This window comes from Limnobacter sp. MED105 (assembly GCF_000170915.1).
In the GTDB taxonomy this organism is placed as follows: Bacteria; Pseudomonadota; Gammaproteobacteria; order Burkholderiales; family Burkholderiaceae_B; genus Limnobacter.
This window is the reverse complement of the sequence record NZ_ABCT01000009.1, coordinates 1-18,838: the sequence shown is the minus strand read 5'-3', so window position 1 is coordinate 18,838 and position 18,838 is coordinate 1. Positions and strand designations below refer to the sequence as shown.

At 52.8% G+C, this 18,838-nt stretch carries 10 protein-coding genes; 1 reads left to right on the top strand and 9 read right to left on the bottom strand.

Annotated elements, in window-relative coordinates; translation table 11 throughout:
* Positions 1 to 174: 174 nt before the first annotated feature.
* The 7 genes from LMED105_RS09575 to LMED105_RS09545 form a co-directional block, all read right to left on the bottom strand.
* Positions 175 to 2,901 carry a hypothetical protein gene (locus LMED105_RS09575; RefSeq protein WP_008250606.1) on the bottom strand — a complete coding sequence of 909 codons (2,727 nt, stop codon included), beginning with the start codon at positions 2,899 to 2,901 and terminating at the stop codon, positions 175 to 177.
* Positions 2,902 to 3,049: 148 nt separating this feature from the next.
* On the bottom strand, positions 3,050 to 3,934 hold the full coding sequence (locus tag LMED105_RS16340; RefSeq protein ID WP_050771205.1) for a DUF1330 domain-containing protein: 885 nt from the start codon (positions 3,932 to 3,934) through the stop codon (positions 3,050 to 3,052).
* A gap of 28 nt (positions 3,935 to 3,962) precedes the next feature.
* Positions 3,963 to 4,157: a hypothetical protein gene (locus tag LMED105_RS09565; RefSeq protein WP_008250604.1), complete on the bottom strand. Its 195-nt coding sequence runs from the start codon at positions 4,155 to 4,157 to the stop codon at positions 3,963 to 3,965.
* A gap of 21 nt (positions 4,158 to 4,178) precedes the next feature.
* On the bottom strand, positions 4,179 to 5,819 hold the full coding sequence (locus tag LMED105_RS09560; RefSeq protein WP_008250601.1) for a ShlB/FhaC/HecB family hemolysin secretion/activation protein: 1,641 nt from the start codon (positions 5,817 to 5,819) through the stop codon (positions 4,179 to 4,181).
* Between the two features lie 18 nt (positions 5,820 to 5,837).
* Positions 5,838 to 6,221, bottom strand: a complete 384-nt coding sequence (locus LMED105_RS09555) for a hypothetical protein (protein ID WP_008250600.1) — start codon at positions 6,219 to 6,221, stop codon at positions 5,838 to 5,840.
* Between the two features lie 16 nt (positions 6,222 to 6,237).
* Entirely contained in the window at positions 6,238 to 15,513 is a 9,276-nt protein-coding gene (locus LMED105_RS09550) for a YDG domain-containing protein (RefSeq protein WP_008250599.1), read from the bottom strand.
* A 319-nt stretch (positions 15,514 to 15,832) separates the two neighbouring features.
* Complete coding sequence (locus tag LMED105_RS09545; RefSeq protein ID WP_008250597.1) at positions 15,833 to 16,525, bottom strand: response regulator transcription factor; 693 nt, start codon at positions 16,523 to 16,525, stop codon at positions 15,833 to 15,835.
* Between the two features lie 226 nt (positions 16,526 to 16,751).
* Here LMED105_RS09545 and LMED105_RS09540 point away from each other — a divergent pair, with 226 nt between their 5' ends.
* Entirely contained in the window at positions 16,752 to 16,961 is a 210-nt protein-coding gene (locus LMED105_RS09540) for a hypothetical protein (RefSeq protein ID WP_008250594.1), read from the top strand.
* 47 nt (positions 16,962 to 17,008) lie between these two features.
* Here the strand turns inward: LMED105_RS09540 and LMED105_RS16335 are convergent, their stop codons facing one another.
* Together LMED105_RS16335 and LMED105_RS09530 are read right to left on the bottom strand one after the other, a co-directional pair.
* Entirely contained in the window at positions 17,009 to 18,538 is a 1,530-nt protein-coding gene (locus tag LMED105_RS16335; RefSeq protein ID WP_008250593.1) for an AAA family ATPase, read from the bottom strand.
* 32 nt (positions 18,539 to 18,570) lie between these two features.
* On the bottom strand, positions 18,571 to 18,838 hold a 268-nt coding region (locus tag LMED105_RS09530; RefSeq protein WP_008250592.1), incomplete at its 5' end, for a hypothetical protein.

Below are 18,838 nucleotides of genomic sequence, written 5' to 3'. Positions count from 1 at the left end.
GCTACCCTCCCAACGACGTGGTGTGTTGAGAGACTTTAAGCCGTAACGGAGAGTCTATGGAGCACCACCACCGGGATCGATAGAAAGCCCCTACCCCAAGTTATTAAACTCCGAAACTCACATGCCTAGCCGAGTGGCCTTTAGACGAGTCATCCAGATTTGTCTTCAGTCGTTTTAGCCTAGCGAATCCAGCCCCAACGATGAGGAATCAAATAGATCAGTATCCACATCACGACGACCAATTGAGCGCCCTCTTCCGCGACCTGATCCTAAGACATCGCCCAGCAATGTAGAAATATTGCTTGGATCATCTTGAGCAACTTCACTCACCTGCCTGCCGATTCCACGGCAGCCATTGGCTACAGTTTTAACCACGGTGCTAACACCTTCTGTTACCGGTGCAAGCGGTTCAAGCGCACTGTCGCTCGTCAAATCAGTCAAACCATCTGCAACCTGGTCCAGGGTGCTCGGAAGGCCACTTTCCACTCCCGAAGCCTCGCCAACAATGGGTGACAACAATTCAGCAGTCAATGGTGCCAATGGTGAGGTATCCAGCGCAAGGCTTGTGCCCAATGCGCCCACACCGGCTGCCACTCCGGAAGTCTCGCCTTCTTGCGAACCCAACAAATCTGCCACGGGATCAATCAACGCTTCCAATGGTGAGCCAGTGCTACCCTCATCCAGCCCAGTGGCCAATGCGTTTATTCCACCAGTAAGCCCGCTATCAGCACTGGCCTTGGTGTCGGTCGTACCCAGTACATTGGCCAGTAAAGTTGCAAGTCCTGTGGGGTCCTGTTCTGCTAGAGTCCCCAATCCATCGCCAGCTTGAACTAGGCCAGATGAAAGTGCATCCGTCACTGCGGAAACTGGTGACAAGGCTGTTTGATCCACGCCTGTACCCAAATCATCCAACAAGCCTGCAACACCATTGATGTTCTGCCCCTCAGGCTGCGGTTGCGGTTCGGGCTTGGCAATTTCCCCACCCAAAATTTCTGCAATCAAACCCAATGTTCCAGTTGGGTCAGCCCCAGCATTTTCAGCCAAGGTATCACCACCCATTTCAACGCCCTCGGAAACTGCCTCAAGCACTGTGGCAAGACCTTCAGTCACCGGGCTCAAGGGTTCTAAGGCGCTGTCTGAAGTTAGCTCAACAACGCCAGAAGATACGGCCTCCAGGGTTCCTGGCAATCCGTTGGAAGAACCATCATGCGTTCCAACGACAGGGCCCAATAGTTCAGCAGTCAAAGGCGCCAGTGGGCTAACGTCTTCACTAAGCACCCCACCTAGCTCAGACAAACCCAAGGCAACGCCACTGGTTTGTCCCTCATCACTGCCGAGGGTTCTGGAAACTGGATCAACCAACATCTCCAAAGGCGTACCTTCACTGCCTTTGTCCAAACCGGTGGCCAACGCGTTAAGCGCACCCACCAGTCCAGTGTCCGATGAACTACTTGTATCGTTTGTGCCGAGCACATTGCCAAGTAACGAAGTTACTCCTGTTGGATCTTCAGCAGATACACCGGTGATTGCATCGCCTACGGTTAACAAGGCTTCGGCCACAGGTGTACTTACCGCAGTCAGTGGTTCAAGCGCAGTTTGGGATAAAGCCAAATCAAGATCGGAGACCAGCCCGGCCGCACCTGTCGTTTCACCATTGGATTGTGGCGTGTCATCTGCGCTGCCCGCTTCAACTGGTGCACCGAGCACTTCTGCAAGCAAATCCACAACACCAGTTGGATCTGCGTCTTTGTTTTCATCCAAAGTTTGGCCTGCTTGTGTAAGGCCATCCGTCAAAGTGCCTAGTACCTGGGTCACACCAGCAGTAACTGGTGCCAGGGGCGCCAAGGCACTATCCTCAGAAGTCAGCGACTGCAAACCGTCACCTACCGCTTCCAATGTTTTTGGCAACCCTTGAGCGCCTGTTCCAGTTCCACCCACAATCGGTCCAAGCAAGCCGGCTGTCAGTGGACTCAATGCACTTTCATCGTTAACAAGCACTGTTCCCAAATTTGCCACCCCGGAGGCCAGTGCACTGGTTTGTCCATTTTCAGACCCAAGTAAATTGGCCACGGGCTCCACCACTGGCGAAAGCGCCGTGCCCTTTGTACCTTCATCCAGGGCGGCCGCCAAACCATTGATGCCACCCACCAAACCCGTGTCAGCAGAACCACTGCCAGGCATGCTCACACCAACCACCTCGGCAACGATTCTGACCACGCCCGTGGGGTCTTGATCGGCCAATTCATCCAAAGCAGAACCAGCCTCAGTCAAAGCCTGAGCAACAGGCTCAAGCACTTGCGCTAATGGCGCTGCGGGTGTTTGCGCAACTCCTTCGCTCACGCTATCCACCGTGCCTGCCAGGCCATTGGCTTGATCCGCCGGTGAGGGTGGCAATAGGCCAGGGTCGGGAGAAGTTGACCCGCCCAAACCGGGAGCACTTGAACCACCGGAACCAGAATCATCGCTATCGGAGAAAAGCAACAAACCACCCGCGGCGGCTGCACCGGCCAAAGGGCCACTGCCTGCTGCCAACAAACCGCCACCCACCAATCCAAAAACTCCGCATCCTTGACCTTGACCCTGACCCAGCACACCTGCGGCCAGCTCATCGTCCTCATTTTCCAGCAACACACCTTGCTCGCAGGTAGGAATCACCTCGGCCTGTTCTATACCGGTGGAATCATCAATCTTGCGCTGAATCCTTACACTAGCCCCCGTTTGCAACATCAATACGGATGGAATCTGACCTTCAATAAAAGATGCGATCTCAACCACGGCATCTTGCCGACCTTGATTCAAAATTTCATCATCAAACAAAATAACATCACCTGGGGAAAGAAGAATTTTTTCTTCGCCGCGTGACACTGCAAGCTCGCCGGTTTTCAAAATAATTTGGGACATAAGGACTCAATAAGTTTTTTACGGACAAAAAGCAGCATGCCGGATTTGCCTAGTACCAATCATCTAAAAAAGGGTGAATTAACAATTGCTAACAAAGTTTTGAACAAAGAAATATCGCCGACGCAATTGAAGAGAACTAAGCCTCGCTTCAGTCGCTTATTTCGAGCGGTGTGGCAGACCACAAACACGTTCTCTCTAACGCGGCTTGTCGATGAACCAATGCGTGTTGATAGGTATCCAAGCGCAGCATATTCAGAAAGGCTTGGCGGCTTGGGTATTGCGCAATCACTACTTCATCCCACTGCCCCCTTCGAGGATCTCCGTTTGCGCCAATCAAGTTGAATTGATACTGCGCATCTGCCACCAGCTTGCCACCCGATTTGTGAATGCAGGCGATGGCCAATCGTCCATACCTTTCTCGGTACACCTGTTGCCCCGAGACAGCTTGGCGATGGGTGCCATAGTCGGCAAACTTTCTAAACTTCAGCGCATTGAACATGTGAATGGGTGTGTCTTGATCACACTGCTGAAAGTTCTTCAATTGCACAGGGTTGGGATCAAGTCCAGTGAACTGATTACCAGCAGTTAAAGCCTTTGAGGTTTGATCACTAGTCAATCGCGGCATAAGTTTATGGCCCAAGTTTAGCCACCGTTGACTCAAAGCTGGATTGGGAACCAACACCATGGCCAGTGCATTCGTGGCATGCGCAGCCAGCGCCATAAACTCCCTAGACCGTATCAATGCCAGTAGCGCATGTGTATTGGGAAAGAACCACACACCCAAGGTATTCCAAAACTGCAAATCATGGCCAATGAACAAACAATCCAAACGGGTTCGGTTTGTCTCTGATCCGTCCAATTCGCGAAGTTTTTGAATGCAGGTACTGTAGGCAATTTCAGGCAATACGCCTTCAACCCAAGCAAAGTGAACTTGAAGGTACACTCCTCGCTTGGATCTCACTCGGGTCAGCAATCGCACTTGATCCGGGCTGGGTGCAACGGCAGAGTAAGTAGTAGCGGTGACTGTATCCATGGCGCGTCATCACTTTTAGGAGCGAAGATCAAACAATGAACTTACCCCGGTCAGATAAACAACCCAACTCCTCGAAGATCAAACCTTCAAGCCACTGCTTTTCTTCTGAGGCCGGCAGTTGACTCAACACTTCAATTAAATCGTCATATCGCATGTTGCTTAGCGCTTCTCGAATGTAGCGCCGTGCGTCTTCCTCAGTGCGAATCGAAGTGTTGAAGTCCATCAGATTGCTTAGTTGCCTTAGTTAAAACGCATACCGCATGGTCAGCCAGGTCATCACGCTATTGTCCCTTGGGTCAGACTGTGCCGCACCACCTGTTCCACGAGCCGCCACCGACAATTCCAGCGCCAGCGGGCCTTCCTGGTAACGCACACCCACACCTGCACCACTGAGGGTTCGGTCGTTGTTGCCCGGTGCGGTGGGGTCATTCTCCAACTTCACCCGGCCAATGTCGTAGAACACAAACGGGCTGATTCGCTCGGTGTACTGAAAGCGCAATTCAAACTGCGCCAACATGCCCTCGTCGCCCGTGCCCTCGCCCGTGGGGTAAGCACGCACTGCATAGGGACCACCCAGGGTGAAGCTCTCTGAGCTGTCCAGGTTGTCCAAGGCCAATTGCCCATTCAAGCGGGCATAGGCACTGAGCCTGCGTTTCAGCGATTGTTGGCGCACCAGGTCATAGCTCACCCGTGTGAAGTCGCCATTGGTTCTCGATGGATCGGGCACTGGGCCATTGAACTTGCCTTGGGTCCAGTCCAGTTGACCATAGGTGAGGCCAAAGGCATCCAGATGGTCAAAGTTGGTGATCACCGATACGCTGTCGCTTGTGCGTGAGACGCTGGCATTCACCGCTTGCTGTTCATCAAAGAAGTCTTTTTTCTGAAACACCAGCGAGGAGCTCACGTTCGTGTTGCGTGAACGTATCCACGGGTAACTGATGGCGGCTGACACGGTCTCGGCCTTGCCGCTTGCGCGCAGGTTGGCAAACTCGCGGCCCAATTCGTAATCGGTCACGCTATAACCCACTGTGGCACGCAAGCCGTTGCCACCAATCGGTACGCTGTATTGCACCGCACCGTAGCTTAAGTCTTCATCGCTTTGCAGGGCGGTTACGTTCAGTTGGTCACCGAACTGAAACAGGCTGTTGATGAACGCATTGGCACGCGCTTGCAGGTAACCGGTGTAGCGGTTGCCGTGGTTACTCAGCCCAATGCTGCCGCCCACTTTGTCCAGCGGCTTCAGTTCTACATCCAGATCGCCTGTGCCCACGGTTTGCCCGGGTTTAATCACTGGTGTGGCATCCACGCCGGGTTGATCATCCAGCAGCAGTACGGCGCGCTCCAGGTCGGGTGCGTAAATGGGATCACCCGCTTTGAGAACATCCACAAACTTCTGTGCACCTTTGGCCTGCGATGCATCGGATGCGCGCACGCGCCGCTCACCGTATTGCCCTTCCACCACTTGCAGGGTGAGCACGCCGTCTCGGTAACCGTCGCTGGGCACAAACACGCTGGCAAATGCATAGCCCTCGCTGCGGTAGAACTCAGCCACCTGATCGGCTAAGGCGTAAAACCCGGCCAGGTCGTACGACTGCCCAATGGCCCCTTGAACCACTGCGGCCAAGCGGGCTGAATCAAACACGGTGTTGCCACTAAAGGCCACTTGGTTCAAAGCCACCCGCAAACCACCCGGTGCCACTTTCTCGCGCGGCGCTTGCGGCACGGTAACCCCAGTCGATGGTTTTTGTGGCGCCGGGGGAGCTTGTTGCAATTCGCGCTGCAAGCGACCTGCATCCGGGGGCGGGGCCACCACTTGCGCGTACACCGGGGACACCACACCAGCAGCAATCAAGGCCAGGGTCAGGCAGGTATTTTTTGTTGTCATTTCAAGCGTTGTCCTAAATTATTTGGTTTCGGGCTTGGCATCATTTGATGGATTGGGAGCTGATTCAGAGGCAGACTCAGAAGCAGATTGAGGCGCTGCTTGCTGAGCTTGTTGCTCAGCTTGCTGCAGTGCCTGCATGCCAATCAAAGCAGCTTGGCCAAAATGACCCAGCACCAAACGCTTTAATTCATCCAACTGGTGAATAGCCATGTCCAGATTCTGAAATACAGCAGCAGGTGCAGCTCTCAATTCAGAGTTTTCGCCAACAAACACAGTTCGCACAACAATGCCCACGGGAGACAGCTCCACATGAAATGCGCTTTGCCCTTTGATGGTTTCCTGCTCTTGCGGAGCAGGAGCAGCAGCCGTGGTGTTTTGGTCTTTCGATTCAAAAGTAGTCATGGTTTTAACTTGCTCTTTATTGTTGTTCTGACGTGTTGCCAGAGTTATTGCCTGAGTTGTTACCTGCACCACTTGCTGAGGTACCCGCAAAGTTCAGGTTAATACCACCCTCAATCACCACCACCTGAGCAGGCCCACCTACATTCGCCTGCGCTGGGGTTACCAGGAACGGTGTGTCTTGTGCCTGGCTCTGAGGTACACCGCCTTGGTCCAGCGGTGGGCGTTCGCCCAATGAGGGGCGCAACTCGGGCGAGCTCAAGGTGTTCACCGTGGCAATGGTTTCTTGCGGCAAGCTTTGGTTGATTTGCAATTGGCCCGCGTTGAACTGCGAAATCTCGTAGTTCGCGTTGTCCACCGTGCCACGGTTGATGGCGTAAAACCCAGGGGTTTCACCAGCCACACGGCTCAGGCTTCCAGTCAGGCTGTCGCCCTGAACCAATCCAGTCACCTCAAAGGTCAAGGCTGGGTCGGCTTCACCCAACTGCTTTTCTTTGTTCTGGGCAGTCAACACCACACCACCGCGTTTGGTGATATCGGCTGTGTCAGTGGCTGTGTTGGCGATGCTGTAGTTGCCCGCGTCCGTTCCGCTCAGTGCAACGCCATTTAGGGTCACAGTTTTGGCTGTGCCTGCATTGCGATTGTCAAACGTGGCACCGCTGTTGGAAACCATCACAGTGTCTTTTTCCACCACACCGGCAAGGCTTCCGCTGTTTAGAATCTGAGCGGTGGTGTTGCCGTCATACACTTTGTTGGCTGCATCAAAGCCAGTCAGGGTGATGGCTTTTTGCGTGATGTTGGCTGTGTCAGTTGCCGTGTTGGCAATGCTGTAGTTGCCTGCATCGCTACCACTCAGTGCAACACCGTTCAGCGTCACAGTTTTACCGGTGCCTGCGTTCTTGGTATCGAACGTGGCACCGCTGTTAGAAACCATCACGGTGTCGTTTTGTACCACACCAGTGAGGCTGCCACTGCTTACAATTTGTGCCGTGGTGTTGCCGTCATACACCTTGTTCGCTGCATCAAAGCCAGTCAATGTGATGGCCTTTTGCGTGATGTTGGCTTTTGCGGTTACCGCATCGGATGCCAGCACATAGTTCTTGGCCTCATCACCAGTCAGCGCTTTGCCATTCAATGTGACTGTTTTGCCAGTGCCTGCGTTCTTGGTGTCGAACGTGGCACCGGTGTTGGTCAGTGCTACTTTGGCTGCATCACCTTCCAACACGCCAGTGAGTTTGCCTGCATTGGAGATTGTGGCTGTGGTGTTGCCATCGTATACCTTGTTGCTTGCTGCAAACTCGGTAATGTTGACCTGCTTTTGCGCAATATCCGCCTTCAGGGTTTCACCCGCCAGGCTGTAGTTGCTGGCTTGGCCCTGCTCACCATTGGCCAGTGTGTAAGCCACAGTCACGTTCTTGCCGGTGCCTGCATTTTTGTCTGCAAACTGGCCTGTGGCTGTGGTGGCTCCCAGTGTTTCGCCTTGAACCAAACCACTCAAAGTGCCTGCTGTTACCGTGGCTGCTGTGTTGCCATCGTAGGTTTTGTTGGCCACTACACTGCCAGCAATGCTCAGTGCCCGTCTGTCAATATTGGCCTGTGCTGTAACCGGTGTGGTAGCCAGCACGTAGTTCTTGGCTTCATCACCAGTCAAGGTTTTGCCATTTAAGGTCACTGTTTTTGCTGTGCCTGCATCCTTGGTGTCAAACGTGGCCCCGGTGTTGTTCAAGGCCACCTTGCCTGCATCACCTTGCACCACACCGTTCAGTGTGCCTGCATTGGAAATGGTGGCTGTGTTGTTGCCGTCATAGGTTTTGTTGTCTGCCGCAAAGCCTGTCACTGTCAGTTGCTTTTGTGCAATGTCGGCTGTGTCAGTCGCTGTGTTGGCAATGCTGTAGTTCTCTGCATCGCTACCACTCAGTGCAACACCGTTGAGAGTTACCGTTTTACCAGTGCCTGCATTCTTGGTATCGAACGTTGCACCGCTGTTGCTCACCATCACGGTGTCATTGCTCACCACGCCAGTGAGGCTTCCACTGCTTACAATTTGTGCAACAGTATTGCCGTCATACACCTTGTTCGCTGCATCAAAGCCAGTCAATGTGATGGCCTTTTGCGTGATGTCGGCCTTCGCTGTCACCGCTGTGGGGGCCAGCAGGTAGTTGGCCGATTCAGCACCAGTAATGTTGGCACCGTTCAAGGTCACAGTTTTACCGGTGCCTGCGTTCTTGGTATCAAACGTGGCACCGGTGTTGCCCAGCGCAACTTTGCCGGTATCACCTTCCACCACGCCAAGCAGTTTGCCTGCGTTCGAAATCGTGGCTGTGGTGTTGCCGTCGTACACCTTGTTGCTTGCTGCAAACTCGGCAATGGTCAATTGCTTTTGCGAAATATCAGCCTTGGCCGTTACAGCATTAGAAGCCAACACATAGTTCTTGGCTTCATCACCAGTCAAGGTTTTACCATTTAAGGTCACTGTTTTTGCAGTGCCTGCATCCTTGGTAGCAAACGTGGCCCCGGTGTTGTTCAAAGCCACCTTACCTGCATCACCTTGCACCACACCGTTCAGTGTGCCTGCATTGGAAATGGTGGCTGTGGTGTTGCCGTCATAGGTTTTGTTGTCTGCCGCAAAGCCTGTCACCGTCAGTTGCTTTTGTGCAATGTCGGCTTTGGCGGTTACTGCATCGGAAGCCAGTACATAGTTCTTGGCTTCATCACCAGTCAGCGCTTTGCCGTTCAGTGTGACGGTTTTGCCGGTGCCTGCATCTTTGGTCTCGAACGTTGCACCTGTGTTGGTCAACGCGACTTTGGCTGCATCACCTTCAAGCACACCATTGAGTTTGCCAGCATTGGAAATGGTGGCTGTGGTGTTGCCATCATATGTTTTATTGGATGCTGCAAACTCGGTGATGTTGACCTGCTTTTGCGCAATATCCGCCTTCAAGGTTTCACCGGCCAGGCTGTAGTTGCTGGCCTTGGCACCGGGAGTAACAATCGGTACAGCGCCCCCAATAGTTCCACCAGGCCCGCCAATTGGTGCGCCTGCAGTAATGCTGCCCACACCATCCACCAGTGTGTAAGCCACTGTCACGTTCTTGCCCGTGCCTGCGTTCTTGTCGGCAAACTGGCCTGTGGCTGTGGTCGTGCCCAGTGTTTCGCTGCCAACCAAACCACTCAAAATGCCCGCACTCACCGTGGCTACTGTGTTGCCATCGTAGGTTTTGTTGGCCGCTTGGCTACCAGTAATGGTCAACGCCTTGGGGTTGATGGTCGCGGTTTTAGTTTCACTCGCCAAGGTGTAGTTGCTCGCCTTGTGCGCGGGGTTTTCTCCGTTGGCCAGGGTGTAGGTCACATTCACGTTTTGTGCAATGGCAGAGCCTTGTGCATTGCGCACTACGTCTTTACCGGCAAACTGCCCAGTGGCTGTGGTGCTACCCAAGGTTTCACCTTCCACCACACCGGTGATCGTGCCCACAGTCACTGTGGCATTGGTGTTGCCATCGTAGTCCTTGTTGGCCACTGTGGTGCCGGTAATGCTCAGCGCCTTTTGGGCGATATTGGCTTTCAAGTTAGCCGGTGCAATGGCGTAGTTGCCCGCATCAGTGCCACTTAGGCTTAAGCCACTCACGCTCACCGCTTTGTCGGTGCCTGCGTCTTTATCCGCAAACAAGCCGCCATTCACTGTGCCAGTCACATTCACGGTGTCGCCTTGAATCACACCCGTGGTGTCCACCACCGCGGTGCCTGTAACCACGGCGTTTCGGTTGCCATCGTAAGTTTTGTTTTGCGCGGCAAGGCCGCTTACTGCAATGCCCTTGGCTGTGATGGAACCCGCCGCTGTTACTGGCCCTGTGGGCAAGCTGTAGTTGCTGGATTTAAAGCCCTCTGCCGTGCCACTGAGGGTTGCTTTGGCAATATCGGCACTCACAGTGCTGGCTTGCAACACATTCTTGCTGTTGAATGTGCCGCTGGTCACGCCACCCAATGTGGCCCCCACACCTTGCTGGCCTACAAAGCCACTGAGCGCAAAGTTGCCGCTACCCAGTGCAATAGTTTCGTTGCCGTCATACACTTTGGTCAGCGGATTGTTCATGGCCGCTTGCAACGCAACAGTCAACACCTTCGGCGTAATCGTCAGTTTGCCTGAGCGCTCTACAAAGGTAGTGCGCCCGGCTACTTTGTTCGTCACGTTCAGCACATTCTTGGTGCTGTACAGGTATTCGCCCGCATCGCTTAGATCGCCCACCGCACTGCCAAAGCTGGCGGTCACATTGGCCACACCCACGCCGCTAAGCGCTGCACCGGTGATGGTACTGTTGGCTGCGCCATAGACCTTGCTGGAATCGGCCACTTTCACGTAATCGTCAAAGTTGTCGTTGCTTGAGTTTCGCAATTGCATGTAGCCGTTGTTCGCCCCGAGGGTGGATTTGCCCCACACGGTCTCGAAGTTCCAACCCGCATCAATGAAGGTGAAAGCGTTTTGCAGTTGGGCTGTGGTTTTACCGGCATTGCCCGCTGAGGTGGCGCTGAGTTCACCAGTACCCACCGCATTGTCACGCCCCGTGGTTTGGGTGTTCCAAAAGCTGTTGCTCAGTGTGGCATTATTTCCAGTAAATCCGATCAGTCCACCTACATTGGTCATACCTGTCAAAGCGCCAGTGGCATAGCCGTTGGTAAGAGAACCACCATTTAAACCACCAATCAAGCCACCCACTTCTCGCAATGCTCCAGCATTAACAGCGCCCGTAGCAAACACATCGCTGATCGTTGAATTACTAGCATCTCCCAAAAGACCGCCGTAGCTATTGGTGTTGTTGGTACCAACTGTGGGGCCATTGACTGCACCACTGGCAAAGGCCCGGCTTAGGGTTGAATCATCTAGAGAACCAATCAAGCCGCCAGTGCTATTAAACCCGGTTACCTGGCCAGTGGCCGACACATCAGTCAGGGTAGAAGAGCCTAAAACAAAGCCCACCAAACCGCCCACTAGGGATCCATTCGACGCTTGAACGTTGCCGGTGGCGTGGCTGTTGGTCACTACGCTAGCGCCTGATACGCTTCCGATCAAACCACCAACAGCGCCGCCAGAAGCTGACACAGCGCCAGTGCTGCGGGCATGGCGAACAATGGCGGCGTTTTGAAGCTGCCCGATCAAACCGCCCACGCTGCTAGAAGTACCATTAACATTTGTGGTGGAGAACACATGGGCAATGCTGCCACCAGTTTGCCCACCAACCAATGCACCGGTCCCAGTGCCGCCTGTAACACTTCCACCAGAGAGACCCACATGGCGAATATGACCTGAGCTGTTGCCAAACAAACCTAAACCCGAGCTTGCTACGCTCCGGTTTATTGTGAGATTACTTACCGCGTGGCCCAGACCGTCGAAATCGCCAGAGAAGGGCGTAACTACAGCGTTTCTACCTGGATTTGTTACTAAGACAAGAGGTGCAAAGCCCTGCGCTACGCCTTGATTGTTTAGATTCCAAGTGTTTGTGACCGTGGCATCAATATCGGAACCCAACACATAACGCCCAGCAACGTTTCCATTAATGCCCTGCAAATCCGTGCCCGTGGTGCTGCCTTGTGCGCCCAGCTCCGTAATCACGGTGTAGTTCAACACTTCACCATCACTGCCCTGCTTGGTGGCAAAGTTTTGCCCCTTGAGCAGGTTAATTTTGCCGTTGAATGTGGTGTCAACAAGGTTCATCACATACTCGGCTGTGTTGCCCGCAGCCACTGCACCTTGACCAAACTCCAGGGTCACTTTGCCGCCCGTGCCCGTGGTGGCATCAATCACCTTGTTGATGAAAATGTTTTTGTCTGATCGCAAGGTCAGGTTCAAACCACTGGCCAGGGTAAGGTCGCGGTTCACAGACAAATCAGCGCCCGTGGCACCGGGCACCACCACGGTGGTAGCGTAGTTACTTGAAAGGGTGTTTTCACCAAAAGCCACGCTTAAGTTTTTACCCTCCAGGTTCAAGGCGCTCACAGTTTGGCCTGCCACCAAACCGTTGGTCGTGGCGATCACCGCGTTGGCCGTGGCCGAAGACACAAACTCATTGGTGGTGATGTTCAATGCTTTGGGCGTAATGGTGCCTGCACCGCTTGCCGTGGTGGGCAAGGTGTAGTTACCGGCCTTTGCAGTTGAGGGCAGCACAATGCTGTTTTGCCCAAGCGTTGCCGTAATGGTGTTGGCCTGCGCCACATTGGCATTGTTAAAAGTGCCACTTGTTACACCACTGACTGATGCACCCACACCCTGCTGATCCACGAAGCCAGAAATTGCAAAGTTGTTGGCAGCAAGCGCAATGTTTTGGTTGCCGTCGTACACCTTGCTCAATGGGCTACCCAGTGCGGCTTGAATGGCCACCGTCAGCAGTTTGGGCTTGATCGTGAAGTTGGTGGCAGCACCTGCTGACAATTCATACATGGAGCTACCAGTCAAACCACTGGCGTAAGTCACCGCGTAAGTGCCTGCATCGGTTAATCGGCCGAGCTCAGTGCCCGCAGCCACGCCACCATTGGTGAGTGAATACAACGCAGTGCCAGTCAGCATGGCATCAGCTACCGCTGTGCCACCACTTGCGGCAGTAAATGCTTTGAAGCTGAACTGTGGTGTTTCGCCATAAATACTTTCGCACAGGCCGCAGTCCAGGCGGATGAAGATGGGCATCACCATGGGGGCTGCAGACTGGAATACTTTCAGCACTGGAGTTCCGTTAACGACACTCCACACATTCGGGTCCAGATTGGGGTAGGTTTGTGCTGGATTACCGAAATCAGCCACGGTGATACTGGCCTGATCTAGGGCAGCCGATGTGGAGAACACCTCACCAATTAATGTGCCACTTCTAACGTAAACATTGTTAACGTTATTAGATGCTGCCCCTAGAGCCAAACGACCAATAAGTGTGCCTGCCCTAGGCCCAGAGACTATTCCTGAGGCAAAAGCATTTGTTATCGTGGGAGAAACCGCACCTGTATTAGTACTTAATTGACCAATCAAACCACCAGAGAGATTATTTCCGGCCACGTTACCAGTTGCATACACATTAGATATGGTGGTGGTCGATGTAACGTTGATCGTACGACCAATCAAACCACCGCCAAAGCCTACGCCACCATTCACATTGCCAGTCGAAAAGACTCGATCTACACTGCATGGTCCCGAGCTACAGTTCAACACCCCAAGAAATCCACCAGCTATTGAGTTAGCGCTTGCTACCGTAGGTGCAATCGTGACCGAACCGGATGCGAAAGCATTTTGAATTCGTGAACTTGAATTTACTGAACCAAACATTCCACCAATTACGTGACTCTGAGCAGGAGTTCCAGCGCCTGTTACATTCACCTTCGAATAGATATTTCGGGTAAAAGCACCTGAAATAGACCCGGCTAGACCGCCAATATTAGAATTATTAGAGTTTGATCCAGTAACACTGCCCTCAACTCCGAAATTCGCCACGTTGCCACCCTCGGTAGAGGCAGTGGTTCGTGATATGAGACTAAAGAACCCAACATTGGTAGCATTTGAATTAACACTCAATCCTGTGACCTTATGTCCAAGACCATCAAAACTTCCTTGAAATGCGGCAGTTGGTGTCCATGCCACATTCTGTAAATCAATGTCATTACCCAACACATACTTGACGGGGCTAAAAGTTGCTGAAACGGAACCAGCTAGAATCCCTTCCAGACCAGCCCTATCGCGAATAACTGTGTAATTACTACCGTTTAAATTAACTGTTGCAGATGATCCAAGATTTATTTTTCCAACAAACCCATCTGGGGTTAATTTCATATTCAATGAGCCGTTGTCGGTCGGGCGCACCAATGCATTAGGTGTGAAGTTGGTATTTGCGCCATAGTTCACAGCAAGGCTGTTGTTCACAGTGACCACATCGTTCACGTTCACATTACGCACAGCGGTCAGGTTCAAACCGCCCACAGTCACTGTTTTGTTCACATTAATGTCGCGGTGCGCTTGCAGGGTCAGCGTGTTGGTCGATGTTCCGGCGTTAATGGCATCATTCACAAAAATATCGCCATTGCCATCAGCCTTACCTGTACCGCAAGTGGTACCTGTGCAGCTCACTGAGCTGGCCAGGGTTTGAATGGTCACGCTGTTGTTTGCCAAGGCGGTGCCCAGTGCGGCGCCCGTAATATCGCCACCACTGGCTGCTATCGTAAAGTCGTGCGGGTCAATTAGCCACTGGCCGTTCTTACCTTGGGAAGATTGGGTGGTTATGTTCACACCATCTTGAATTTTTACATTCGCTGCACTGGTTTCAATAAAGCCGCCATCACCACCGTTGGGTGCGCTGGCATCCAGTGTGCCGGCCACGGTGGTGGTGCCCACTTCCATGTCGGCCAGTAAAATGATTTCACCCTTTTGATTGCCTGCCAAGGTGCGCGCACGGGTAACACCAGTGTGGTTAATAACACTGGCTGCAAGGTTGCCTGCTGCTTTGGCGGTCAGGTAAATTTGCCCACCATCGGCCACAATGCCGCCGCCTTGTTCAATCGCAGTGTTCAGCGCACCTTCGGTGACTTGAATTTTGACGGGGCCACCCAAATCGAGAGTTACTGTGTTGCCTGCTGCCAGGCCAACCGTGCCCTGCGGCGCGGTAATGGTGCCGGTGTTGATAATTTTCGCGGCGATTAGCGCAACCGTGCCGCCTGTAGCGGTGGTGATGCTGCCCTGGTTTTCTACAGTGCCTGTGCTGTTGCCGCTGAAGGTGTGCTTGCCCGCCATGAAGTCGGCTGTGCTGATGCTTTGTGTACTGGCCACAATGCCGCCCACATTCACTTGGGCCGTGGGGGTAAATAAAATACCGTTTTGGTTAACAAGGAATACTTGGCCATTTGCATTGATTGCACCTTGAATCACCGATACATCGCTACCCAACACGCGGTTCAATGCGATTGAACTGGCGCTGGGCTGGTTGAAATTCACCGTGTTGCCTTGGCCCACATTAAAGGTTTGCCAATCAATGGCTGCGCGATCGGTGGTTTGGTTAATGTTCAGCGCATTGCCATTTTGCACAATGCTGGCTTGCCCACCAACCACTTGCCCACCCGTGGGCAACTGTGCAAATGCAACGCTAGGTATTGCAATACTGGCAAACCCCGCAAAGGCACCCGCCACTGCTGCTGCACCCACTTTCGGGCGGCGCGTTTTACGTTGCTCGCTTTGTGTTTTACCACCGTTGCGCGCCACTTCCGAGGCCACTTGCCACAGGCCAAGAGATGCATTCCATACAACGCGGTAAATGTGGTTCAGCGAGCTATTCATGGTGTAGACCTGTAGAAAATTAGGAGGTATTTTCCGCAGCCTAACAAACCCGAATTGGTGAACATTACGAATGTTTACATTGAAGAAGCGTGTAAGGCGATTTCTGACACCTTAAAGAGGAAGTCTCAACTTTTTCTTCCAACCCACCACCCCAAGAGTCAATGTGGGTGCGGATTTAAGTTATTTTTATTATTTAACAATTGTTCACAATATTTTTTAAGCAGATTTTTTGACCCAATTTTTTTGGCTTTTTTGCACCTTTTTCAAGCGGTATCCACCCCTGTTTCTAACCGGCCCAAGGCCCACTTTCTGGTCCGGCTCACCTCAATTGCATGGGCACCGTAAGCCGGTAGCCCACGCCTCGGCTTGCCGCAATTAAATTGTCTACCTTCAGTTCGGCCTTGAATTTACTTCGCAGCCGACTAATCGAGGTCGCCAGGCTGGCTTTGGTCAAATCTTTGTCAGCCAGGGCATTTAGAACAAAATGCATTTGATCGAACTCCACTTCTTGGCCCGCAGACAGGGCCAAGACTTCCATCAACCTCAATTCGCCACGCGACAAGGTGCAATTGCGTCCATCGGGTGTGAACAGTCGCCCGCCAATGCGGTCCAGCGTAAAATACTGAGTCACTTCCACAGGCTTTACGCGCTTTGCGAGATTGTTGAGTACCGCGACCAATTCGTCGGTGTGGGCGGGCTTGGTCAAGTACACATCCGCTCCGGCTTTGTAGCCCATTACCCGGTCCGATGGGTGCACTCGGGCAGTGAGCAGCACAATGCCCATGCCGGGGTGGCTCGCGCGCAAACGCGCAGTGATGCTAAAGCCGTCCTCATGGGGCAGGTTCACATCCAGCAGCACCACATCGGGCGTGTTTTGAATCAGAAAACGATCAAGCAGTGCGCCAGACCCTACCGCATACGCAACCCAACCGGGGCGGTTCAGAAAGTCGAGCATTTCCTCTCGCAACTGTTCGTTGTCCTCAACCAGCAAAATCTGCAATTCGCTACTCACACTTTGTCACCATCCGTGGTTAAGAGGTGAGATCAAGCAGCACAACAAATGCCGAGCTTTTGGGTCTCACAAAGCGCGAACATAACACCCACGAATTCTTGAAGATTACGAAAGATTACAAAATAGGCCGAGGGACGATTGATGCCAAAAATTGGTGGTGACAACTCTAGTTTTCTTGAGCTATTTTAAAAAAGAGAATTCTGTAAAACGGTAAGGTTGTCAGTAAATGAAACACGAAGTACCGAAGGAACTGCTGTTCTTTCCAGACATTGGAAAGGTTGAAATCGTCCGTACAAAATCCAAGAAGCCACGAATCAACAGAAACCGAAACGGAGAAATTTGGGTGCTGGCCAATGAAGGCACCTCCATCTACGAAATTCGCTTGCAAGTAGAACAATTCGTTGAGGAGTTAAGCTTAAACAAGCCAGAGATCTGAATTGATCTGAATACCGCCAGACCCCTGACTGGCGGCATTCGTTGTCACTACACATGGATGAACCCAAAGTGCGACTGAGTCTTCACACCCAGTTGCGCGAGGCAAATCCTCACGGTGAGTTCATCAATCACCTGTGGTCCATAAAGCGAAGCACGCGGGTTGGATTTCTTTGTTCCCGCTTTATTGCCCTCGCCGCTGCCCTCCCCACTGATCCCTTCACTGCTCCCTTCACCACCTTTGTCAGCCACCTGATCCTTGGCCCCCATTTGATTGAGCACTGCCTGCACATGCTGGCTCACCACTTTATCGAGCAAGGACTGCAGCGCTCGAAGATCCCCGTCTTGCCTGGCTAGGATTGAGAGAGCCACCGGAGTAAGAATGGTTTGCAAGTATTGCTTTTTCAGCATGTTGCGAATGATCACTTCACGTTGTGATGGGTCGGGATAATCCACTGCGAACACATCAAAGCGCGAGAGCAAGGGGGCTGAAATCATGTTCAGGTCGTTCGATGTGGCGACGTAAATAACGCGTGATGCATCAAACTCCAAGCCGCCGAATTCATCTCGCATTTCTCTTGAGGTTTGTGGCTCCAACACATTGAGCAATGCACCTTCAATGGGGAACGGACCCCCCACGATCGCCTTGTCGATCTCATCAAGCAAAATCAAGGGTGATGCGGTCTCGCTTCTGGCCATTTCCGAGAAAATCAGACCTGCCTGTCCATTGCCCCATTTGCTGGAGATGCCCGTCAGAATGCCACCCATGGACGCACTGGCCACATTGAAGAACGCGTACCGCGTGTTCAGTGTTTTGGAGAGCTCCTTGGCAAAGGCAGTTTTGCCAGCACCTTTGGGGCCATCGAGCATCAAGGGTCTGAAGCGTCGTTCATCGGGATGTTTCAAGGGCCACAGTCGCAATTGATTGATCAGGTGATCAACCACGCGCTCAAAATTGGGGAAGTTAAAGCGAAGCTTGAGCAAACGTGCTTCAAGCTCATCACTGGGCTCAATGATTTGGCGATAGCCATTGTTTTTTGCAAAATGGGTGAACATGCGCCAAGCCCGAGGCATGCGTTCTGAATCCTCGCCCACCTCTTCTGCAAATTGAACTGCCGCTTTGGCGGTGAACACGCGAATCATGTTGGGCTCTGTCATGGCGTATTCCTCGCCATCATTCATGCACTGGTGAATGGCACGCACAAAGCTATCCAGATTCGAGGGTGCAGGAAAATCACTTGGTGATTTCAAAGGCAACGGTCTCGCGCCTGAGACACCTTGCCCCGGGTCATCCTCATTGTCATCATCTCCGTCTGCGATCGCTGCCCGGATCTCGGCCTCCTGCTGCAGTTCACGGAACTGGTCTGAAAGGGTGTATTCCTGAACAACAGGGAAGTTCTCAGGGTGGATCAGTTGGATCCTGAACTTTTCTCGCATGAGCCTGTGCATCACCTCATCAATCTGGCCAGACAGATCCAGGGGCACGAGGATTCGGTGATAGCCGCTTTGCGTGTAGTGGATAAAATCCTCATCAGGCACTTTGGGCTGAGGCTTTTGGTGACGCATAACATTGTTGGACATTCTAAATGGTCCGTCTGTGAAGTAGCCCATGGTTATTCTCCGCAAACAAAGTGCTGGGTCAGCAGCACACTGGGTTGGCCCAAATCAAAGGCACGCGCACTGGCACAATCGGCCTTGTGCAATACAAAGCTTTCTGGGGTTTTGCGCTTGCGTGCTCCAGCCTGGTCGTGCTGCTTTCTCACGGCGCAAATGGCATGTTCAAGGGCAAGCTCACGTTCGCTGGAATAACACCCCGAAACCGCACAGGCCACAGCAATCCACTTGAGCATGGTTTGCTCATGACCAAGCAACTCACAGTTC